The sequence below is a fragment of the Haemophilus influenzae genome, from assembly GCF_900475755.1.
Classification (GTDB): Bacteria; Pseudomonadota; Gammaproteobacteria; order Enterobacterales; family Pasteurellaceae; genus Haemophilus; species Haemophilus influenzae_D.
Genome location: NZ_LS483411.1, coordinates 1,130,534 through 1,153,752 on the forward strand (window position 1 = coordinate 1,130,534; position 23,219 = coordinate 1,153,752).

Consider the following 23,219-nt stretch of genomic DNA (forward strand, 5'->3'; position numbering starts at 1 on the left):
AAAAATGGAGCGAAAATATTGCTTCAAATATCATAATAAAGAGGTAATTATGCAGCAAAACAAGGCATTTGATGATTGGTTAGCCAGCACAGCTTTAGGTGGTGCAAATCAATCTTATATAGAAGAACTTTATGAAAGCTATTTGAGTGATCCACAGTCGGTGGAGGAAAGTTGGCGAGCCACTTTTGATTCTTTACCAAAAACTACCGCACTTGAACAGCCCCATACACCAGTGCGAGATTATTTCCGTCGTTTAGCGCGGGAAAATCATAATGAAGCAGTGACAGTAATAGATCCTGAAGCTGGCGCAAAATTAGTGAAAGTTCTACAATTTATCAATGCCTATCGTTTTCGTGGCCATTTAGAGGCTAATCTTGATCCTCTCAATTATTATCGTTGGAAAGTATCTTCCGTCCCTGAATTAGATTATCGCCATCACGGTTTTACTGAACAAGATCTCAACGAAACTTTCAATATTAATCAGTACGTTTACAAACGCGATACCATTAAACTTGGCGAATTAGCTCAAATGTTGAAAGAAACATATTGTGGCTCAATTGGCTTGGAATTTATGCACGTACAAGATATGGAGCAGAAAATGTGGCTTCAGAGTAAAATGGAAAGTGTGTTAGAGAAACCGCTTTTTACATCTGAAGAACGTGTTAATTTTCTGCGTGAACTTACGGCAGCAGATGGTTTAGAGCGTTATCTTGGTGCGAAATTCCCTGGTGCGAAACGCTTTTCCTTAGAAGGAAGTGATGCCTTTATTCCATTGATGAAAGAAATTATTCGTCATTCTAGTCGCCAAGGGGTAAATGATGTGGTAATGGGAATGGCACACCGTGGACGTTTGAATATGCTTGTGAATGTATTAGGTAAAAAGCCTGAAAATTTATTCGATGAATTTGCAGGTAAACATTCCAGTGAACGTACGGGGGATGTGAAATATCATCAAGGTTTTTCTTCTGATTTCGCAGTAGATGATAAGCGAGTTCACTTAACTTTGGCATTTAATCCTTCCCATTTGGAAATCGTAAGCCCTGTTGTAATTGGTTCTGTTCGATCTCGACAAACTCGTATGAATGATACAGAACATAGCAAAGTGCTTGCTATTACTGTTCACGGAGATTCAGCTGTGGCAGGACAGGGGGTTGTTCAAGAAACATTGAATATGTCAAATGCCCGTGGTTACAGTGTGGGCGGTACCATTCGTATCGTGATTAATAACCAAATTGGTTTTACCACATCTAACCCGAATGACACACGTTCCACAGAGTATTGCACCGATATCGCGAAAATGATTCAAGCGCCGATTATTCACGTTAATGGCGATGATCCTGAAGCGGTGGCATTTGCTGCGCGTATGGCGGTGGAATATCGTAATTTATTCAAACGAGATATTTTTATTGATTTAATTTCTTATCGTCGCCACGGTCATAACGAGGCAGATGAACCATTAGCCACTCAACCAATGATGTATAGCATCATCAAAAAACATCCTACACCTCGTAAAGTTTATGCTGATCGTTTAGTTTCAGAAGCTGTAATAACTGAAGAACAAGTTATTGAAATGGCAAATAATTATCGTGATGCGCTAGATAATGGCGATCGCGTGGTATCTGAATGGCGTGAAATGGATGCGGCAAAAATGGATTGGTTGCAATATCTCAATTATGATTGGACTGCACCTTATGAAAGCAAATTTTCGCAGGAACGTTTTTTAACCCTTGCCAAACGTGTGTGTGAATATCCCGAAAGTTTACGTGCGCATCCTCGCGTAGAAAAAATCTATAATGATCGTAAAGCAATGTATCAAGGCGAAAAATTGCTCGACTGGGGTATGGCTGAAACCATGGCTTATGCAACCTTACTTGATGAAGGTGTTAATGTTCGTTTATCAGGCGAAGATGCGGGACGAGGTACTTTTTTCCATCGTCATGCCGTTGTGCATAATCAAAATGATGGTACGGGATATGTACCATTAACACATTTGCACGCCAATCAAGGTCGTTTTGAAGTATGGGATTCTGTACTTTCAGAAGAATCTGTACTTGCTTTTGAATATGGTTATGCAACGACAGATCCAAAAACTTTAACTATTTGGGAAGCGCAATTTGGCGATTTTGCTAATGGTGCGCAAATTGTTATTGACCAATTTATTAGCTCTGGCGAACAAAAATGGGGCAGAATGTGCGGTTTGGTAATGTTGTTGCCACACGGCTATGAAGGACAAGGCCCAGAACATTCTTCCGCACGTCTTGAACGTTATTTGCAACTTTGTGCCGAACAAAATATGCAAGTTTGCGTGCCATCAACGCCAGCGCAGGTGTACCATATGTTACGCCGTCAGTCTTTACGTAAAATGCGCCGTCCGTTGATTGCTATTTCTCCAAAATCTTTGTTACGCCATCCATTAGCCGTATCCAGTTTAGATGAATTGATTAATGGAACTTTCCAAACGGTAATTGGAGAAATTGACGAGCTGGATCCTAAAGATGTAAAACGTGTGGTAATGTGTTCAGGTAAAGTTTATTACGATTTACTTGAACAACGTCGTGCCAATAATCAGAAAGATGTGGCGATTATTCGTATTGAGCAGCTTTATCCATTCCCTCACGAGGATGTGAAGAATGCACTTGAGCCTTATGCGCACGTGACTGATTATGTTTGGTGTCAAGAAGAACCACTTAACCAAGGTGCGTGGTATTGCAGCAAACATAATTTTGAATCAGCAATTCCAGAATCCGTTAGACTAAAATATGCAGGGCGTCCAGCTTCTGCTTCGCCTGCTGTGGGCTATATGTCGCTTCACACTAAGCAGCAAAAGCAGTTAGTGGAAGATGCACTGAGTTTTTAAAGTGCGGTTAATTTAATAAAGGTTTTTATATCTTTGCTTTCCTCTGTAAATAGGGGAGCCAAGATAATTAAGATATAGAGTAAAAAAGAAGAAAAGGAAAAATAAAATGACTATCGAAATTCTTGTTCCAGACCTACCTGAATCAGTTGCAGATGCAACTGTTGCCACTTGGCATAAAAAATTGGGCGATACTGTGAAACGTGATGAAGTTATTGTGGAAATTGAAACGGATAAAGTCGTGCTAGAAGTCCCAGCACTTTCTGATGGTGTACTGGCTGAAGTTGTTCAAGCTGAGGGCGAAACTGTCGTCAGTAAGCAGTTGCTAGGCAAAATTTCTACGGCTCAAGAAGGAGATGTCAGTTCAGCGACGTTAAAAGCAACGAATGAACCCACACCATCTGATCGTCAAAATGCAGCGATTGAAAATAGTCATAATCATAATGCGGATCATAGCCCAGCAATTCGTCGTTTATTGGCAGAATATGATTTACAAGCAGATCAAATTCAAGGTTCGGGTGTAGGCGGTCGTTTAACACGTGAAGATATTGAACGTGAAATCGCAAAACGACAAGCTCAGCAAGTGAAACAAGAAGCTGCCACTGAGCAAAATACAATTAGTACGGTGGCTTATAGCGCACGTTCTGAAAAACGTGTGACAATGACCCGTTTGCGTAAACGTATTGCTGAACGTTTACTTGAAGCCAAAAATAGTACAGCAATGCTTACTACTTTCAATGAAGTGGATATGCAGCCAATAATGACTTTGCGTAAAACCTACGGGGAAAAATTTGAAAAACAACATTCAGTGCGTTTAGGATTTATGTCTTTTTATATCAAAGCGGTTGTGGAAGCATTAAAACGCTATCCTGAAGTTAATGCTTCTATTGATGGGGATGATGTTGTTTACCATAACTATTTTGATATTAGTATTGCGGTTTCGACCCCGCGTGGATTAGTCACACCAGTGCTTCGTGATTGCGATAAGCTTAGTATGGCTGATATTGAAAAACAGATTAAAGCATTAGCTGAAAAAGGTCGTGATGGCAAATTGACAGTAGAAGATCTCACTGGCGGCAATTTTACTATTACAAATGGCGGCGTGTTCGGTTCTCTTATGTCCACTCCAATTATCAATCCACCACAAAGTGCGATTTTAGGGATGCACGCAATTAAAGAACGCCCAATTGCGCTTAATGGTCAAGTTGTGATTCGTCCTATGATGTACCTTGCTTTATCTTATGATCATCGCCTAATTGATGGCCGTGAATCTGTTGGTTTCTTGGTAACGATTAAAGAATTATTGGAAGATCCAACAAGATTGTTATTAGAAATCTAAGAAATAAAAGGCTTTCTGTATTAGAAAGCCTTTTAAAATGAACAAAAATTTAACCGCACCTTAAATATTTAAAAAGTATATTCCAAAGTGCGGTTAGTTTTTATGTGTTTTTAATTAGAGAGAAAAATCGTCAAAATCATTCGTATCAACTTTTGAGTCAATTTGACCTACAAGGTAAGAACTTACTTCTACTTCTTGTGGTGCAACCTGTACGTTATCTGACACTAACCAAGCGTTAATCCAAGGAATTGGATTTGAACGTGTTTGGAATGGTAGTGGCAATCCAACAGCTTGCATACGGATATTGGTAATATATTCTACGTATTGAACTAAAATATCTCTGTTGAGACCGATCATTGAACCGTCTTTAAATAGATAATCAGCCCAGGCTTTTTCTTGTTCTGCCGCTGCAACAAATAAATCATAGGCCTCTTGTTTACATTCTTCCGCAATTTCTGCCATTTCAGGATCGTCTTGACCTGCTGCCATAATATTTAAAATATGCTGTGTACCTGTTAAGTGTAAGGCTTCATCACGTGCGATAAATTTAATAATTTTCGCGTTGCCTTCCATTAAACGACGTTCAGCAAAAGCAAATGAACAAGCGAAAGAAACGTAGAAACGAATAGCTTCAAGCGCATTAACACTCATCAGGCAAAGGTAAAGTTGTTTTTTCAAACTACGTAAAGTCACGACGCATTCTTTGCCATCTACGGTATAAGTTCCTTCGCCGTATAAGCCATAAAGTTGGCTATCACGGATTAAATCATCGTAGTAAGATGAAATATCCTGTGCGCGTTTGATGATTTCTTCGTTGGTCACGATGTCATCAAACACGATAGAAGGATCGTTCACAATATTACGAATAATATGTGTGTAAGAGCGAGAGTGAATGGTTTCAGAGAAGGTCCAAGTCTCAATCCAAGTTTCTAATTCAGGAATAGACACTAAAGGCAATAATGCTACATTCGGGCTACGACCTTGAATAGAATCTAACAAGGTTTGATATTTTAAGTTACTGATGAAAATGTGTTTTTCATGTTCAGGTAACGCGGCATAGTCAATACGGTCTTGCGACACATCTACTTCTTCCGGACGCCAGAAGAAAGAAAGTTGTTTTTCAATAAGCTTCTCAAAAGTCTCATATTTTTGTTGATCGTAACGTGCAACATTAACATTTTGACCAAAGAACATCGGTTCTTTTAATTGATCATTTTTATTTTGGGAAAAAGTGGTATACGCCATTTTATTTATCCTTTTAAATAGAAGTTATCATTTATTTAGCTTTCCCTGTTTATCAGGAGAAACTATCGAAGACTGAGGAAAGTATCCTAATTCATTATGTCGTGCTATCTTCCCCATAAGTTGGGGAAGACAATAGGGGCGTTTAAATTTTGCAAGCACCACCAGCACAGCCGTCATCAAGATCTTCTTGAACATCTTCGGCACCGTCGCGGGTGTTTTGATAGTAAAGGGTTTTTAAACCGTATTTGTAAGCGGTTAATAAATCTTTTAATAATACTTTCATTGGTACTTTACCGTCTTCAAAACGTTTTGGATCATAGTTTGTGTTTGCAGAGATCGCTTGATCCACGAATTTTTGCATAATACCAACTAAGTGTAAGTAACCGTCATTACTTGGAATATCCCAAAGTAATTCATAGTTATCCATTAAATTTTCATATTCAGGCACAACCTGTTTTAAGATACCATCTTTTGACGCTTTAATACTTACGTGACCGCGTGGTGGCTCAATACCATTAGTCGCATTGGAAATCTGTGATGATGTTTCTGATGGCATTAAGGCCGTTAATGTTGAGTTACGTAAACCAAATTCTTGAATATCTTTACGTAAACTTTCCCAATCATAATGTAGAGGCTCTTGTGTTAAAGCATCTAAATCTTTCTTATAGGTATCAATCGGTAAAATGCCTTTTGCATAAGTGGTTTCATTGAAGTATTCACACGCACCTTGCTCTTTTGCTAAGTTCATAGAGGCTTTCAATAAATAATATTGAATGGCTTCAAAAGTGCGGTGAGTTAAATCGTTGGCTGAACCATCAGAATAGCGAACACCATTTTTCGCAAGGTAATAGGCATAGTTAATGACCCCAATACCGAGTGAACGGCGTGCAAGTGAGCTACGTTTTGCTGCCACAATAGGGTAATCTTGATAGTCTAATAAGGCATCAAGAGAACGAACCGCAAGATCCGCAAGTTCTTCTAATTCATCTAAGTTTTCAATTTTACCTAAGTTAAAGGCGGAAAGCGTACAAAGTGCAATTTCCCCATTTTCATCGTTAATGTGTTGAAGCGGTTTAGTTGGTAATGCAATTTCTAAGCACAAGTTAGATTGACGAACTGGTGCCACTTGCGGATCAAACGGAGAGTGGGTATTACAGTGATCCACGTTTTGAATGTAAATTCGACCCGTTGATGCCCGTTCTTGCATCAATAAAGAAAAGATTTCAACTGCTTTAACAGTACGCTTACGGATAGTTGGATCTTGTTCGTATTTTACGTAAAGTTCTTCAAATTTATCTTGATCCGCAAAGAATGCTTCATAAAGTCCTGGCACATCTGATGGGCTGAATAAAGTAATTTCGCTGCCTTTAATTAAGCGTTGATACATTAGTTTGTTTAATTGCACGCCATAATCCATATGACGAACGCGGTTGTCTTCCACACCACGGTTATTTTTTAATACGAGCAAGTTTTCTGCTTCTAAGTGCCAAATTGGGTAATAAAGTGTTGCTGCACCGCCACGAACGCCACCTTGTGAGCAAGATTTCACTGCAGTTTGGAAATATTTATAGAATGGAATACAACCTGTATGGAATGCTTCTCCACCACGAATCTCACTACCTAATGCACGAATAGCCCCTGCATTAATACCAATCCCCGCACGTTGTGAAACATATTTTACAATAGCTGATGCCGTTGCATTGATTGAATCTAAACTGTCATCACATTCAATTAATACGCAAGAGCTGAATTGACGAGTTGGAGTACGCACACCCGCCATAATTGGCGTTGGTAAGGAAATTTTGAAAGTCGATGTTGCATCGTAGAAACGTTTTACATAATTCAAACGTGTTTCTTTTGGATATTTAGAGAATAGACTTGCGGAAACGAGCAAATATAAGAATTGTGCAGACTCGTAGATTTCTCCCGTCACACGGTTTTGTACTAAATATTTACCCTCCAATTGCTTCACGGCTGCATAAGAAAACGTCATATCACGCCAATGGTCGATGAAATTGTCCATTTCATCCCATTCTTCGCGAGTATAATCATCTAATAACGCTTGATCATATTTTCCCATACGTACTAATTTTTTGACGTGATCGTATAAACGAGGGGGATCGAAATGACCATAGGCTTTTTTACGTAAATGGAAAATCGCTAAACGAGCAGCTAAATATTGATAATCTGGCGAATCTTTGCTGATTAAATCTGCGGCTGCTTTAATGATGGTTTCGTGGATGTCTGAAGTGCGAATGCCTTCATAAAATTGAATATGTGAACGAAGTTCTACTTGGGAAACAGAAACATTGTCTAGTCCTTCAGCAGCCCACGTAATCACACGATGGATTTTATCAAGATTGATTTGTTCTTGCGTACCGTCACGCTTTGTAACCATTAAACTTTTATTCATTGTATTAGCCTTCTTGTTGTTATTTAAAACAGGATTTAAAACACAAGATATAGTGTTTTTATGAAAACGATGCACAAGATAATGTGTTTGAGAAAAGATCGCAAGTAATAAATTTTTTGTTTTAATTCTTGACAATAGATAACTTATTTAAAAATAAACGGTTTTTGTGAGAATAAAAATTAAAATTTTTTATTTATAAAAATAAGAAAAAGTGCGGTAAAAATTTGTTGAATTTTTCACCGCACTTTGAAAGATTAGTCTAGGTATTTGAATACTTTAATTACTTTTTTTACCCCGCTGATTTTGCTGGCAATGTCGGCTGCCGCATTGGCTTGGGATTGTGTGACGTTACCCAGTAAAAATACTTCTCCATTTTCACTAATCACTTTGATATCGGTGGCTTTAACTCGACCATCAACGAACATCTTAGATTTGACTTGCGTTGTGATCCAACTATCTTTACTTATTTGTGCAAAGGAAATTTTAGGGCCTATAGTGAGTTGGTTATAAGTATCATTAACGCCTTCAACGCCACGTGTTAAGTCCGTTGCTGTTTCCTTGACGTTATCATTTGGTACTTGACCGATTAAAAGTACTCGACCATTGTAAGATACGGCATTTACACGGCCTTCAGCCTTAATTTGGGCATCTTTTTCTACAGCATTTTCGACTTTAAATTCTAGGGTTTCGTCATCAATTTGTGTCCCTGTGGTTCGGGGATCTGTACCTACTTTAGCTGCGACAGCACCACCTCCAATCACAGCTGCAACACAGCCTTGTAGAAAAATAGTCGCCCCAAGCAGGATAGCGAGTTTTTTTAACGGGGATAATGTCATAATTAACTCCTTTTTAGATTAAATTACTATTAGTTTGAAAGTGATTTATTTTCCTGTCAAGCACTTGGGAATAAAGTCTGATCAACTAATTCACAAAGTGCATTAATCACAAAAAGATGGTTCTCTAAGATACGACTTTCTTTGCTGGCTGGGATTGATATTTCTAAATCCTTGTCTGCTAAAATTCCTTGAATGGCATCATTGTTAGAGCCAGTCAGCGCAATAACATTAATTTCTTTGCTGACAGCGTGGGAAATCGTATTTAGCACGATTTTTTCTGTCCCCAAAGGTGCAAAAGCAATAAGTAAGTCGCCCGATTTTGCAACAGCATTAAATTGATGACAATACAATTCTTCTGGCGATTGTTCAAAAACAAGTGAAGAACCCACCGCACTTTCTAAACTCAATAGTACAGAAGGGAAGCTCGGTCTAACTAACTCGTATCGATTCAGCAAGTTAGATACAAGAAACTGTGCATTAGCATAAGAACGTGACACGCCACAGGCGATAACCTTATTACCGCCTAATAAACATTGCATTACCATTTGTGTGGCGTTGGTAATATTTTCAGAAAGCATACTTGATGCTGCAATTTGAATTTGAATACTTTCGCTATAAATATCTTTTACTTTTTGTAACATTATAAAAAGCCGTTAATCGAGAAAATTAGGAATCCATTGAATATCTTGGGGCGTTTTGCCAAAGGCGATTAAATCAAAGCGGCAATTAGCATCTTCTAAGCTCATATTTTGTTTTGCAAGCCATAAATTTGCGGCATCTAACCATTTTTGTTGTTTTCGCCAATCTACGCTTTCTATAGCAGAACCAAAGGCGGAATGACTTCGTTGGCGAACTTCAACAAAGACGATAGTTTTTTTGTCATTCATTATTAGATCAAGTTCACCACATTTGAGATTTTGATTAGCCGCAATAAATGTTAAGCCTTTTGCTTCTAAAAAAAGGCGAGCTTGATGCTCAAAGCTCGCCCCTTGCTGACGTTTTAAAGAAAACATTAGTTTGCAACTGGTACAATTGCACCATCTTGATATTGATACCAAGTCATATCGCGTTCAACATTACAGTTGGTATCAGCACTTAAAATCCCTGTTAAGCCACTTAAGCGATAGCCTGGCACTTGGCGTAATTCATTGAATTGATTAATTAGCAACCACGCATCCGCACCCATTGCATATAAACGCATCAATTGATATTCGCCCCCCGTGGATTTTGCCAACTTCTGATATTGTGGAGAATTGGTATCTTTAAAAAATGGAATATCACTAAACTGTACACCGTTCATCTGTGCGATGAAGTCAGCATTAGTGTTTGTTGCACTTGCGCTTGCTCGAGAGCTGGCATAAATCGCTAAATTAGGCACGATATTTGTTAAATAACCTTTCATTTCTGCCAGTTCAGTTGGACTTGCTACGGCATAAAGTGCGGTTGTATTTGAGTTATTTTCTTGAACGAAATAAGTCACATCCGCAGGCAAATTGTAGTAACGGATATTCGCATCAGTACCTGCTAATTGTTGCCAACGTACATTAAAGGCATTGCCTACGCGTTGTCCTAAATCATTTTGTGGCATTGCGACAAGTGGATTACGCACGCCATCGTTCCACATTTTATTGGCAGCAGATTCAGCTTCATCTTCTGGAGAAAGTCCGTAATAACAAAGTTGAGGAATCGCACGAGAATTTGGTGTGGCATTTAATGCAAGCACATCCATACCTTGAATTTGAGCAGGATCCGCTAAAATCACATCAAGATTTTGTTTTAGTAATGGGCCAACTAAGGTTTTAATACCCGCCTGTTTTGCCTGCACAATAATATCTTGAACAGAATTCATTGAGGTATCAAATACTTGCACTGGAACGGTTGAGTTACCTTTTGCATCGTTGAAACCCGATTGAATGGTTGTACCAAGAATTTGTCCATCACCACTTAATGGCAGTAACAAACCAATTTGTGAAAGAGTTGTTTGCTGGAAATTTAATAAAGAAAGTAATTCTTTTGGAAATAAAATTGCGGCTGAATGATTTGGATAGGCATTTTTCCAGCTTTGTAGTGTTTGGCTTAATTGCACAGGCTGACGAATATAATCGTTGTAAGCTTTGATTAAAGTGAGCCAGCCACCTAAAGCCGCGCTGCCTTCATCAGAAGCATTATTGATTACGCCAGTATTAGCTGAACGCAATAAAGCCCAAGTTTTATCAATGTTATCTTGACGGCGTTGTACATCCGTTAAATTTTTATCCATTTCTATCCGCGCTTTTACCGCTTCAATAATGTCTTTACGGTTTTCGGCAACAATAGCTAAGATTTCGTAATAACGAGATTTTTGTGACGGGCTTAATTTATTCAAATCTAATACACGTAATTGATTTTGAGCGACCTCATTAGCATTTTTTGCAGCAGAAATTCTCGCTTCAATTAATGCTCGATCTAATTTTTGCGCATCATTTAATTCGCCTAATTCCCTTAATAACGCTTCCGATTGTTCAACTTTATTTTCACGGATTAACACGCGAGCTGCGAGCAATTTATAGGTTTGTTGATCTTCAAGTTCTTGTGTTTGCCCTAATTTGTTTATATAAAATTCAGAACTTGCATTTGCATCTTGTTGTAAGGTTTGTGTGAAATTGCTACCAAGTAGATTTGAACAGCCAGCTAAAGCCATTGACAATAAAATTGGCATTAAACGTTTTTTAAAACGTCCACCTTGTAATAGAATAGACATCTTTGCTCCATCATAAACAGACAATAGTTGTAGCAGATCTTACTTATCTCATAACTTAAAAGCAAACAAAAATGACTGATTTAACCGGAATTTTATACATTGTTGCCACGCCCATTGGTAATTTACAGGATATTACCCAGCGTGCTTTAGAGACTTTTGTGCAAGTGGATTTAATTGCAGCAGAGGATACTCGCCATAGCGGATTTTTATTGAGTCATTACGGCATTAAGAAGCCATTTTTTGCTTTGCACGATCATAACGAACAAGAAAAAGCCCATATTTTGGTGGAAAAGCTTAAGCAGGGGAGTAATATTGCTTTGATTTCTGATGCGGGGACGCCATTAATCAGTGACCCTGGTTTTCATTTAGTACGTCAATGCCGTGAAGCTGGCATTCGAGTTGTGCCTTTGCCTGGAGCCTGTGCGGCAATTACCGCACTTTGCGCATCGGGGATTGCTTCTGATAGATTTTGTTTTGAAGGTTTTTTACCTGCGAAAAGTAAAGCGCGCAAAGATAAATTAGAAAATATCGCCGAAGAAGACCGCACTTTGATTTTTTATGAATCTACCCATCGTATTTTAGATACGCTAGAAGATATGCAATCGGTGCTAGGAGAAGAACGATATATGGTGTTAGCCCGTGAAATGACTAAAACTTGGGAAACGATTACGGGCAACACGATTAAAAATTTACGAGAATGGCTTTTAGAAGATCCAAATCGTACAAAAGGCGAGATGGTTTTGATTGTGGAAGGCAAACCAAAGTCTGACAATAACGATGAAATTTCGCCGCAAGCGGTAAAGGCACTTGAATTAATTGCAGAAGAATTGCCACTAAAAAAAGCAGCAGCTATTGTTGCGGAATTGTATGGTTATAAGAAGAATGCTTTGTATCAATTTGGATTAGCGCATTTGGAAAAATAACCTCAAAATCAACCGCACTTTATTAATCCGATTTTAATCTGTGTTGTTGTACTAAACGGATATAAGCACTCACAAGATATTTACTTTAGACTGGAAAAAATATGTTAAACCAAGTTTCAAATACATTACTCACACCAAGCAATCTTTCAACTAAAACATTACTCAATATTTTTGATGTTATGTCGCATCGCAATATTGATTATGCCGATCTGTATTTTCAACTTAGCCAAGATGAAAGTTGGGTATTAGAAGATGGCATTATAAAAGAAGGCGGTTTTCATATTGATCGTGGCGTTGGCGTGCGGGCAGTTTCTGGCGAGAAAACAGGCTTTGCTTATGCCGATCAAATTAATCTTGCTTCTTTGCAGCAATGTGCAGAAGCTGTGAAAGGAATTGCGCAAGTCAAACAGGGAAATTTGATTTCGCCATCCGCTTTTAATGTTGTAAATCCTATTGCTCGTTATGCAGCGATTAATCCTTTGGAAAGTTTAACCAAAGAGAAAAAAATTGAGCTATTACATTTGGTTGATCGTACGGCTCGAGCTGAAGATCATCGTGTAACCAAGGTTTCAGCAAGCCTCAGTTCCGTTTATGAAGAAGTATTAGTCATGGCGACGGATGGTACACTAGCAGCAGATATTCGTCCTTTAGTTCGCTTATCTATTTCTGTGTTAGTAGAAGAAAATGGCAAACGTGAACGAGGCAGTTGTGGTTCTGGTGGACGTTTCGGTTTAGATTGGTTCTTTGAAATTGTTGATGGCGATATTAGAGCTGTAAGATTTGCTAAAGAAGCGGTTCGTCAAGCACTTGTAAACCTTAGTGCAATTGCAGCACCAGCTGGATTAATGCCTGTTGTATTAGGTGCTGGTTGGCCGGGTGTGTTGCTACACGAAGCAGTAGGTCACGGTTTAGAAGGCGATTTTAACCGTAAAGAAAGTTCACTTTTTACAGGCAAGATTGGCGAACAAGTAACTTCTCCATTATGTACAATTGTAGATGACGGCACCATTGAAAATCGTCGAGGATCATTGACTATTGATGACGAAGGTGTGCCAAGCCAGTGCAATGTACTTATCAAAGATGGAATCTTGCAAGGTTATATGCAAGATAAAATGAACGCCCGTTTAATGGGCGTCTCGCCAACAGGGAATGGACGACGTGAGTCTTATGCACATTTGCCAATGCCTCGAATGACTAACACCTATATGCTTGCGGGACAAAGTCACTTTGATGATTTGATTGCTTCTGTAGAACAGGGGATTTATGCACCGCACTTTGGTGGTGGGCAAGTGGATATTACCTCTGGTAAATTTGTATTTTCTACTTCAGAAGCTTATTTAATTGAAAAAGGGAAAATCACGAAACCAGTGAAGGGTGCAACTTTAATCGGTAGCGGCATTGAAGTGATGCAAAAAATTTCTATGGTTGCAGATAAATCAGAACTTGATTTAGGTATCGGGGTTTGTGGTAAAGAGGGACAAAGTGTACCCGTTGGCGTAGGGCAGCCAGCATTAAAAATTGATGAAATTACTGTTGGTGGAACAAATTAAGTCGAATTTGTGTGAAAGATCACAAAATGCTTATCAAAATTGGATTTTTACTGGTAATTCTATTCAAATTTTTATAGCCTCTGCTAGATTTTATTTCTTTTAATTATTTGAAATTATGTTGAAAAGAATTTTAGTTATTATTGGTTTAGCTGTATTAGCAACGGCTTGTTCTAATACACCACGAACGGCAAATCATCAGATTATTTCGGAAAATGATGATGTTCAATTAACGGGTTTAATTAATAATTTAGAAAAAGATAATCGAACAGGTATTTTTCACAAAGTGAGAACAAACCGCTCCTCGGCTTTGATGGGCGATAAGGCTCTCGCTAGTGTATATAATGAATGGGTTGGCACTCGTTATCCTATGGGCGGTACGACTAAACGTGGTATTGATTGTTCAGCATTTATGCAAACAACTTTTTCTGAAGTTTTTGGTATTGAATTGCCTCGTTCTACGGCTTAACAGCGTCATTTAGGTAGAAAAATAAATAAATCCGAACTTAAAAAAGGCGATTTAGTTTTCTTCCGTAAAAATAATCACGTTGGTGTTTATATTGGTAATAACCAATTTATGCACGCAAGTACAGGGCAAGGTGTGACGATAAGTTCCCTTGATGAAAAATATTGGGCTAGAACCTATACTCAATCGCGTCGTATTATGTAATATAAAAAAACCGAACATTAAGTTCGGTTTTTTGATAAAAATTTCCTCTTTTAGTCGAGGGGATTTTTATTATTCTTTAAATTCTTCCATCATTTCTTGTGCTTTTTTTACCATATCTTCTGAACCCACAAATAATGGAGCACGTTCATGAAGTGCGGTTGGTTCGATATCTAAAATTCGACGATAACCATCCGTTGCGACACCACCAGCTTGCTCCGCTAAAAATGCAATAGGATTGCCTTCATATAATAAACGGAGTTTTCCATTTGGATAGTTGGTTGCATTTGGGTAAATATAAATGCCGCCTTTTAATAAATTGCGGTGGAAGTCTGCTACAAGTGAACCAATATAGCGAGAGGCGTAAGGGCGATTGGTCGCTTTGTCTTCTTCTTGGCAATATTTAATATATTTTTTCACACCTTGTGGGAATTTGAGGTATTGTCCTTCGTTGATGGAATAAATACGCCCCGTTTTTGGCATTTGCATATTTTCGTGGGAAAGACAGAATGTACCGATTGATGGATCATAAGTAAAACCATTGACTCCGTTACCTGTGGTATATACCAACATAGTTGATGAACCGTAAACAATATAACCTGCGGCAACTTGTTTATTCCCTGGTTGTAAGAAATCTTCTAAGGTTACAGGCGTTCCAATTGGAGATATGCGACGGTAAATGGAGAAAATTGTACCGACGGAGACATTTACATCAATATTTGAAGAACCATCAAGGGGATCCGTTAAAATAATGTATTTTGCATTGCGTCCACGTTCCGTATCAAACGCAATAAAACTTTCTTCTTCTTCAGATGCAAACCCTGCCACTTCTTCACGTGCCATTAATGCCGCTTTCATCGTGTTATGGGCGAATAAATCAAGTTTCATTTGACTTTCGCCTTGTACGTTTTCAACACCAGATTGACCTAGAATATTTGTTAAACCTGCTTTGTTAATATCTCGATGAATAATTTTTGCTAAAAGACGAATTGACGACAAAATACCACTCAATTCCCCTTTTGCGTTTGGATATTCAGCTTGGCGTTCAACGATAAATTCACTCAATGTTTTCATAATTTTCCTTTTAGTTTTTCATAATGCGTAAGTTAATTATAGGAAGTTTGGAGTGTAAACTCTAATGGCAGATTATCAGAATGGGATCTTTATCACAAAAAATTCACATTTATTACTGCAATTTTTAGAAACTATCGCTTATTTTTGAATAAATTTTGGAGTGTTTTTATGCATTTGCGCTCCAAATAAACTTGAGCTACCATAACCGCACTTTATTAAGCCAAAAGGTAAAAAATGAAAATTGCATTAGGCATTGAGTATAACGGGCAAAATTATTATGGTTGGCAGAGACAAGAAAAAGTCCGCAGTGTACAAGAAGAATTAGAAAAGGCACTTTCTTGTATTGCGAATGAAAAAATTGAAATATTTTGTGCGGGTCGAACGGATTCTGGCGTAAGTGGAACGGGGCAGGTTGTTCATTTTGAAACCAATGTGATTCGTCCTGAGAAAGCTTGGGCTTTTGGCACTAATGCTCATTTACCTGATGACATTGCAGTGAGTTGGGCAAAACAAGTTGATGATGAATTTCACGCCAGATTTTCCGCAACAGCACGCCGTTACCGTTATATTCTTTATTGTAATAAATTACGCTCTGCGATTTTAGCGGGAGGAATGACACATTGTCATTTAGATTTAGATGCGGAAAAAATGCATCAGGCAGGACAATGTTTACTTGGCGAACATGATTTTTCCTCTTTCCGTGCAGCACAATGTCAATCCCATACCCCTTGGCGTAATGTGCATCATTTGAATGTGTCTCGTATCGGGCAATATATTATTGTTGATATTCAGGCGAACGCTTTTGTGCATCATATGGTGCGTAATATTGTGGGAAGTTTGATTGAGGTCGGTGCTGGAAATAAGCCGATTGAATGGATGCAATGGCTACTTGAGCAGAAAAATCGTCAGCTTACTGCACCAACAGCAAAACCCGATGGATTGTATTTGGTTGATGTGATTTATCCGCAGAAGTTTGATATTCCTAAACGCCCAATTGGCCCTTTATTTTTAGAGGATGGTTTATTAAATCGTACTTTGAAGTAAAGCGTAATTTCATGTTTTAAATAATCATATCTGAAAATATTCTTCATAAAAAAAGACCGCACTTTAAAAGTGCGGTCAATCTTAAGTGAATTTTATATTAATTTTGATATTCCATAATTCACTAAAAATCCACCAACCACTAGCCATAAATAAATTAGTGTTCCTAAAACAAGCGGTTTTAATCCTGCCTTTTTGATTGCACTTGCTTGCGTCGTTAAGCCAAGGGCAGCCATCGCTGAAATTAATAAGAAAGAATCGATTTCAACTAATAATTTCACGAGTTCTTTTGGTAATAAATCAAAAGAATTAAAAATCGCAACGCCAATAAAAAGTACAGCAAACCAAGGAATTGTAATTTTGTGTGAGGTATTTTCTGATACCCCATCATTACGTGTTAATAACCAAGAAAGCATTAATAAAAATGGTGCGAGCATCATTACTCGGATCATTTTGGTAATGACGGCGGTATTTGCCACGATAGGATCAATATTTCCACCAATGGCATAAACTTGAGCCACTTCATGTACACTAGAACCAACATAAATACCGAATTGATGAGCATTAATTAAATCTTGTGACCAAGTGTAGAAAAATGGATAAGTAAAAATAGAAAGCGTCCCGAAAATGACCACTACGGCAATCGCCACTGAAACTTTATGAGATTCTGCTTTGGTAACAGGCTCTGCCGCCATAACCGCTGCCGCGCCACAAATGCTGCAACCTGCCCCAGTGAGATAAACCAATTGTTTATCCATTTTTAGATAACGAATACCTAAAAGTGCGGTAAAAAAGAACGTTGAAATTAGCATAATTGCATCGGTAACGACTGCATTTAATCCTACATCGGCAATATCGCCAAAAGTGAGGCGGAAACCATACAGCACAATGCCAGTGCGAAGAAGCGTGCCTTTGGCAAACAAAACGCCTTTTTCCATTTGTGTTGAAAATTGCGGATAAATGGTATTGCCGATTGCCATTCCCAGCAAGATAGCAATAATTAAAGCACTGATATGATAATGATGGGAAAAATCAGTATTTCCTAAATAGTTAGCAAGTATAGCGATAATCGCAATAAATATAAGTCCGAAATAAAAGGGACGAGTGTTCATTTTTCCTTTCCTTGGTGAGTGTTTTTGTCTTTTACCCAAGCGGTTTCATCTAAAATTTTGCCAAAATAGCTTTCGACTAAGCGACGAGTAACATCAGTTTGTGGATCAGTAAAAAGATTTTGAGGGCTGCCATATTCAATCATTTTTCCTTCATCCATTACGATAATCGTATCTGCAATATGTTTAATTACACCGAGATCCTGTCCCACATAAATATAAGAAATACCTAAACGTTGTTGTAAATCAAGGGTTAAATTAAGCAATTGAATACGTACAGAAGCATCTAAATTGCCAATTGCATCATCTATTATAATAATTTCTGGTGCTAAAATTAATGCGCGTGCTAGGGCAACTCGCTGCTTTTGGCTGATAGAGAGATGCTTAATATTGAGATTTGTGTAATCAGGATAAAGTCCAACGAGAGAGAGGGTTTCAAAGATTTTTTCATTACGTTGTGTCTCTGTCCAATCTGTTGCTAGGCTTAATGGTTCGTCTAATATTTGCCCAATATTTAAACGTGGGTTGAATGCAGAATTAGCATCTTGGAAAACCATACGAATATGTTTAGCTCTAGATTGTACATCCTGATATTGTAATTCTCGATCATTAAATAAAATTCGACCAGAAGTCGGCGGAATAATACCTGCTATCATTTTCACTAGGGTTGATTTACCAGAGCCATTATTGCCAATGATCGCTAGTGTTTGTTTGCGTTCAAGGGTAAAACTCACGCTATCCACTGCATTGAATTGACTTCGACCAAATAAACTGGCGTGACCTTTGAAAGTTTTAGTTAAATCTTCCACTTGTAGTAAGGGCATTATTCATTTCCTTTGCAATTAAGTATAAAAGGGGTGGCTGTTGTTTTTTCTTTAAAATTTTTTTCTCGTAAATTAATAGGATAATGACAAGAAAATTCGTGTTGTTTTATTTTCAATCGTCTTGGTTTTTCCATACATTTTTTTTGTGCAAAAGGGCATCTTGGGCCAAGACGACAGCCAATTGGCATTTGCTCTAAAATAGGAACGGTGCCTTCTAACGTACCCAATTTAGTTTTAAATCCTAAAGGTTGAGTAAAATCGGGTACAGCATTAATTAAGGCTTGGGTATAAGGATGATGGGGACTTTCGATTAATATTTCAGTCGGAGCGGATTCTGTATTTTGCCCACAATAAAGCACTGAAATTTGATCGCACCATTCACTAATACTTTTAATATCGTTACTCGTAAGTAAAATTGTTGTTCCCTGATTTTGGTTCATACTGGAAAGTAAACGAAAAACTTGTAGGGCAGTGGTTGATTCTAACGCATTTGTTGGTTCATCCGCGATTAATAAGCGTGGCTGATTAGCGACAGCCATTGCGATCATAACTTTTTGTCCTTCGCCTTCTGTCAGTTCGTTAGGATAGCTTGCCATAATATCACGATGATCTTTAATTCCTACGCGATGTAACAATTCAATAGCACGTCTTTTTTTCCACCCAAACCATTTCCACCATTTATTTTTAAATGTCCAATTAGGAATATTTTGGATGAGTTGTTTTCCTATTTTTCGACTTGGATCAAGGCAAGATAAGGGATTTTGGAAAATCATTGAAATTTCTTTGCCAACAATCTTACGTCGTTTATGAGGACTGAGTTTCAGTAATTCTACATCGTGAAAACGAAAGCGATCGGCAGTAATAATCCAATTTTCTTTGATTGCATTACAAATGACTTTAGCGATTAAACTTTTTCCTGAGCCTGATTCGCCAACTAATCCAGTGATTTCTCCTTCGTTAAGAGAAAGATTGACGCCATCTACAATTTTTATACGCCCATTGGAGGTTTGAATTTCAATATTGAGGTTACAAATGTCTAAAAGTGCCATAAGCTATTCTTGATGTTGATTGATGGCTTTAGTTAAGCCATTACTGAAAATAATACTTAATAAAATAGTAAAAATAATGGCGAAACCAGGTAAAAGTACTGTCCAAGGCGCAAGATAAAGTAGTTCCAAAGAGTCTTTTATCATTGCCCCCCATTCAGGTGTAGGTCGTTGTGCGCCAAGAGAAATAAAGCTTAATGCACTAATATCTAACACGGCTATAACAAAAGCATGAGCCACTTCTTGAATATAAATAACGGTAATATTCGGTAAAATAGTGCTTTTCAATAAGGCTTGATTGGAAATGCCTTCAAGTTTTAGCATTACAACATAATCTTTTTTTAATTCTTTTTGAATAGCGCGATATATGGTGTGAATGAAATAAGGCAAAATCGCTAATAGCGTAGCAAACATTGCATTCCATAAACTTGGTTCCATTAATGTTGAAATAACAACGGCAATTAATAGAATAGGTAACGATAAAAAAGCATCAAAAATATGCCCGACAAAACGAGCTTTAATACCTTTCAGTAGTCCTGCAATAATTCCTAGTGCGCCGCCTATTATTGCCACTGAAAAGACAACCAGTAAAGCAGAACCTAAGGTATAGCGAGTACCCATAATTAAACGACTTAATATGTCGCGACCTAAATCATCAGTACCAAAGAAAAAAGCAATTTTTCCTCTATCTACCCAAGATGGAGGCATTAATTCTTGCCCAATAAATTGTCGATTATCAGCATAAGGTGCAAGATAACTAGCAAAAAGTGCGGTAAAAATTAATGCGATTAATAAATAAAAGCTAAAAAGTGCGATGGTATTTTGACGAAAGCGTAACCAAATTTGAAAGATTGAGGTACTTTCGCGGAATTCATCAGGTTCTTTATTTTGCATACCAACCTTTCTTTTTAAATGGATCGAGTATAAAAGTGAATAGTTTAGTGAATGTATCAATTAGAATAATACATACACCAATAACAATTACACCTGCGGCAATGCTGTTGTAATCTTGTTCATTTACGGCATTAATTAACCAACGACCAATGCCTGGCCAGCCTAAAGCCGTTTCTACCAACATACATTGCGTTAATACTAATGTGAATACACGTGGTACTTGTGGAACAAGCAGGGGAAAAGTATTACGGAAGACATATTGATGGAGAATTTTCCATTTTGACCAACCTCGTGTTGCCGCTACTTTGGAAAAATTTTGATTCAAAATATATTCTGCTCGTTGATGAATAATGCGGATAATTTCCATTGTTGGCAAAATACACAATACCAGTGTTGGTAAGGCTAAATGTTGTAATATATTTTGTACAATTTTTGTGCGATAAGGCACTTCCATAAACCACATATCAATAACAGGAAATCCTGTAATGGATTTAATTTCGTAAAGTAAATTATATTGCCCAATAGCGGCAATTTCCCAATGTGAGAGTGCGGCAACATACAGTAAAATGGGGGCTAACCAAAATATTGGAATAGATAGTCCTACATAAGATAGGCTTTGTAAACTTTTTGCAAAAACTTGTTCAGAATTGACCGCACTTATAATGCCAAGTGGCAAACCAAAAATAAATGCTAAAAATAATGTAATGAAACAAAGTTCTAATGTGGGAGGAAGAACCGTGAGAATAAGGTTCATTAATGATTTTCCACCGTTATAGGTAATGCCAAAATCACCTTGTAACAAGGTGCCTAAATAATGAAAATAGCCGATATAAATGTTTTGTGTAACAAGATTCGCATTAAGAGGATCACGTAATAAAATGACAAAGCCTAATAACGATAGTACGAGTAATAATAATGCCACCCACAGAATATGGCGAAGAGCCGACCATAACATTAGTGTTTCTCCTGAATAAAATGTAAGGTGGAAAAATCTAAGCTACCAAAAGGTGTCATTTTTACTCCTTTCACACGACTATTTGCGACTAAAATACGTTTTACATTGGCAATAGGAATAATGGGTAATTCACGTAAAACGAGTTCTTGGGCTTCATTATAGGCTTTTGCGCGTGAACTTAAATGTGAGGTGGTAATGGCGCGATCCATAAATTGATCAAATTCTTCATTACACCAATTAGATAAATTAGTAAGTTCATTTTTTGTTCCACAGCTTAAAATTGGACGCATAAAACCATCAGGATCAAGATTACCAGCTAACCAACCAGATAGAATCAAATCATAATTTTCTGATTGATTGCGTAATTGCGCCGTTAAAAATGGACGAGTTACGGCACGCACTTTAACTTTTACACCCGCTTGGGCTAAATCCCATTTGATCATTTCAGCCATTTTAAAAGGTGCGGGATTATAGACTTGTTCTTCATTAATTACCCATAAATTTAACAAAAGGTTTTTATCTGTTAATTTATTTTTGGCGATTTTGGGATGGTAATCAAACTCAAATTCTGGCGTATTGACAGTTGAAGCCCAAGACACTTCAGGAATAATGTTATTAGCAACAGTTGCCGTGTTATGGTAAATGCTATGAATGATTCGAGCTCGGTTTAAACTTTGTGAAATAGCAGCACGGATTTCGTGATCTCGCATTAATGGCTTATCAAAATTAAACGCTAAATAGGCTAAATTCATCCCATCAGTAGATTGCATATAATAATGTTTGTCATCATTTTTTAATAAGCCAATTTGGCTTACTTCAGGATAAGAAGCGATTTGACATTCGTGATTGAAAAATTTGACTAAACGTCCGCTTCGATCAGTAGAAAGATCCACAATAATATGTTCTATCTTAGCTTCTTTTTTCCAATAATTTTCATTACGTACTAAGCGGACATATTGATTATATACATAATCTTTTACTTGATAAGGCCCTGTGCCTACTGGATGAGTATCTAATTGAGCAAGATTGTCATCTGCGCTTAATTGATAGGCATATTCTTGTGAAAAAATAATGGCATACTGGCTGGCAAGATGCGACAAAATGGAGGAATCTGGTTCAAATAATTCAATTTTTACTTGATAAGGTGAAAGTGCGGTCACAGATTTGATTTTTTCGTTAAGTTTAATGCTATCAAAATAAGGGAAACGCACTTTTCTTGCTTGTTCGTGAAACACTTTATATTGTGGATTACTATAGGTAACATTCGCCTCAGCTAGGGTTGGTAAATAAGTATTATGCCCTAATACACGATTAATCGAAAATACTACATCTTCCGCGTTAAAATCACGTGTTGGGGTAAACCAAGGGGTTTGGTGAAATTTTACGCCGTGACGTAAATTTAATAAAATTTCTTTACCATCAGCTGAGATGGAATAAGATTGCGCCAGCATTGGTGTTAATGTTGCACTGTGATTTTTTATATCAAATAATTTGTTATAAATTTGCTCCGTGACCACATTCATACTGGTTCCTGCATCTGCAGTTTGCGGGTTCAATGAAAAACCTGAAGCGTGGGTGCAATAAGTTAAGCCATTTTCAGTTAAAAATGTTGGAATACTTGGCGCAGCTTGTAATTCTATACTTTGGCTTATGCAGAGCAGAAAAGATAAAAATCTCAGATTTAGACGTAACATAACAAATGCATTGTGATA

The 23,219-nt window shown here is 37.6% G+C and carries 18 protein-coding genes and 1 pseudogene; 6 read left to right on the forward strand and 13 right to left on the reverse strand.

Features of this window, described 5'->3' with window-relative positions; genetic code table 11:
- Positions 1-49 precede the first annotated feature (49 nt).
- Complete coding sequence (sucA, locus tag DQN24_RS05605) at positions 50-2,857, forward strand: 2-oxoglutarate dehydrogenase E1 component (RefSeq protein WP_041175350.1); 2,808 nt, start codon at positions 50-52, stop codon at positions 2,855-2,857.
- 106 nt (positions 2,858-2,963) lie between these two features.
- The gene (odhB, locus tag DQN24_RS05610) at positions 2,964-4,193 is read left to right on the forward strand and encodes a 2-oxoglutarate dehydrogenase complex dihydrolipoyllysine-residue succinyltransferase (protein ID WP_021035357.1); all 1,230 of its coding nucleotides are present in this window, start codon (positions 2,964-2,966) and stop codon (positions 4,191-4,193) included.
- 114 nt (positions 4,194-4,307) lie between these two features.
- Here the strand turns inward: odhB and nrdB are convergent, their stop codons facing one another.
- From nrdB to DQN24_RS05640, 6 genes are all read right to left on the reverse strand, one after another.
- Positions 4,308-5,438, reverse strand: coding sequence for a class Ia ribonucleoside-diphosphate reductase subunit beta (gene nrdB / locus DQN24_RS05615; RefSeq protein WP_005650087.1), 1,131 nt, complete (start codon positions 5,436-5,438; stop codon positions 4,308-4,310).
- Between the two features lie 142 nt (positions 5,439-5,580).
- Positions 5,581-7,851, reverse strand: coding sequence for a class 1a ribonucleoside-diphosphate reductase subunit alpha (gene nrdA, locus DQN24_RS05620; RefSeq protein ID WP_041175349.1), 2,271 nt, complete (start codon positions 7,849-7,851; stop codon positions 5,581-5,583).
- A gap of 254 nt (positions 7,852-8,105) precedes the next feature.
- Complete coding sequence (dolP, locus tag DQN24_RS05625; RefSeq protein ID WP_021035355.1) at positions 8,106-8,687, reverse strand: division/outer membrane stress-associated lipid-binding lipoprotein; 582 nt, start codon at positions 8,685-8,687, stop codon at positions 8,106-8,108.
- Between the two features lie 56 nt (positions 8,688-8,743).
- Entirely contained in the window at positions 8,744-9,328 is a 585-nt protein-coding gene (locus DQN24_RS05630) for a D-sedoheptulose-7-phosphate isomerase (RefSeq protein WP_021035354.1), read from the reverse strand.
- Positions 9,329-9,340: 12 nt separating this feature from the next.
- Entirely contained in the window at positions 9,341-9,700 is a 360-nt protein-coding gene (locus DQN24_RS05635; protein ID WP_054249404.1) for a YraN family protein, read from the reverse strand.
- Positions 9,700-11,427: a penicillin-binding protein activator gene (locus DQN24_RS05640; RefSeq protein ID WP_021035352.1), complete on the reverse strand. Its 1,728-nt coding sequence runs from the start codon at positions 11,425-11,427 to the stop codon at positions 9,700-9,702. Before DQN24_RS05640 ends, DQN24_RS05635 begins: the two co-directional genes overlap by 1 nt.
- Positions 11,428-11,498: 71 nt before the next feature.
- Between DQN24_RS05640 and rsmI the strand changes: the two genes are divergently transcribed.
- From rsmI to DQN24_RS05655, 3 genes and pseudogenes are all read left to right on the forward strand, one after another.
- Positions 11,499-12,350: a 16S rRNA (cytidine(1402)-2'-O)-methyltransferase gene (rsmI, locus tag DQN24_RS05645; protein WP_111695510.1), complete on the forward strand. Its 852-nt coding sequence runs from the start codon at positions 11,499-11,501 to the stop codon at positions 12,348-12,350.
- Positions 12,351-12,451: 101 nt separating this feature from the next.
- Positions 12,452-13,900 carry a metalloprotease TldD gene (gene tldD / locus DQN24_RS05650; RefSeq protein WP_111695511.1) on the forward strand — a complete coding sequence of 483 codons (1,449 nt, stop codon included), beginning with the start codon at positions 12,452-12,454 and terminating at the stop codon, positions 13,898-13,900.
- A gap of 115 nt (positions 13,901-14,015) precedes the next feature.
- Positions 14,016-14,567, forward strand: a pseudogene (locus tag DQN24_RS05655) (NlpC/P60 family protein).
- A gap of 69 nt (positions 14,568-14,636) precedes the next feature.
- On the opposite strand, the gene fbp reads toward DQN24_RS05655, so the two are convergent.
- Complete coding sequence (gene fbp / locus DQN24_RS05660) at positions 14,637-15,638, reverse strand: class 1 fructose-bisphosphatase (RefSeq protein WP_111695512.1); 1,002 nt, start codon at positions 15,636-15,638, stop codon at positions 14,637-14,639.
- 234 nt (positions 15,639-15,872) lie between these two features.
- On the opposite strand from fbp, the gene truA reads away from it, so the two are divergent.
- The gene (truA, locus tag DQN24_RS05665; protein WP_111695513.1) at positions 15,873-16,682 is read left to right on the forward strand and encodes a tRNA pseudouridine(38-40) synthase TruA; all 810 of its coding nucleotides are present in this window, start codon (positions 15,873-15,875) and stop codon (positions 16,680-16,682) included.
- Between the two features lie 92 nt (positions 16,683-16,774).
- Here truA and DQN24_RS05670 read toward each other — a convergent pair whose 3' ends face one another.
- From DQN24_RS05670 to DQN24_RS05695, 6 genes are read right to left on the reverse strand one after another with little or no spacing between them, the layout of a single operon-like run.
- Complete coding sequence (locus tag DQN24_RS05670) at positions 16,775-17,791, reverse strand: YeiH family protein (RefSeq protein WP_111695514.1); 1,017 nt, start codon at positions 17,789-17,791, stop codon at positions 16,775-16,777.
- Positions 17,788-18,612 (reverse strand): ATP-binding cassette domain-containing protein, encoded by an 825-nt coding sequence (locus tag DQN24_RS05675; protein WP_050847548.1) that lies wholly within the window; start codon positions 18,610-18,612, stop codon positions 17,788-17,790. Before DQN24_RS05675 ends, DQN24_RS05670 begins: the two co-directional genes overlap by 4 nt.
- Positions 18,612-19,661 carry an oligopeptide/dipeptide ABC transporter ATP-binding protein gene (locus DQN24_RS05680; protein WP_005657080.1) on the reverse strand — a complete coding sequence of 350 codons (1,050 nt, stop codon included), beginning with the start codon at positions 19,659-19,661 and terminating at the stop codon, positions 18,612-18,614. The genes DQN24_RS05675 and DQN24_RS05680 overlap by 1 nt, the downstream gene beginning before the upstream one ends.
- A 3-nt stretch (positions 19,662-19,664) precedes the next feature.
- Entirely contained in the window at positions 19,665-20,552 is an 888-nt protein-coding gene (locus DQN24_RS05685) for an ABC transporter permease subunit (protein WP_021035345.1), read from the reverse strand.
- Positions 20,542-21,507 (reverse strand): ABC transporter permease, encoded by a 966-nt coding sequence (locus DQN24_RS05690; protein ID WP_005653118.1) that lies wholly within the window; start codon positions 21,505-21,507, stop codon positions 20,542-20,544. Before DQN24_RS05690 ends, DQN24_RS05685 begins: the two co-directional genes overlap by 11 nt.
- A complete protein-coding gene (locus DQN24_RS05695; RefSeq protein WP_111695515.1) occupies positions 21,507-23,201 on the reverse strand; it encodes an ABC transporter substrate-binding protein in 1,695 nt (564 codons plus the stop codon). The genes DQN24_RS05690 and DQN24_RS05695 overlap by 1 nt, the downstream gene beginning before the upstream one ends.
- Between the last annotated feature and the right edge of the window lie 18 nt (positions 23,202-23,219).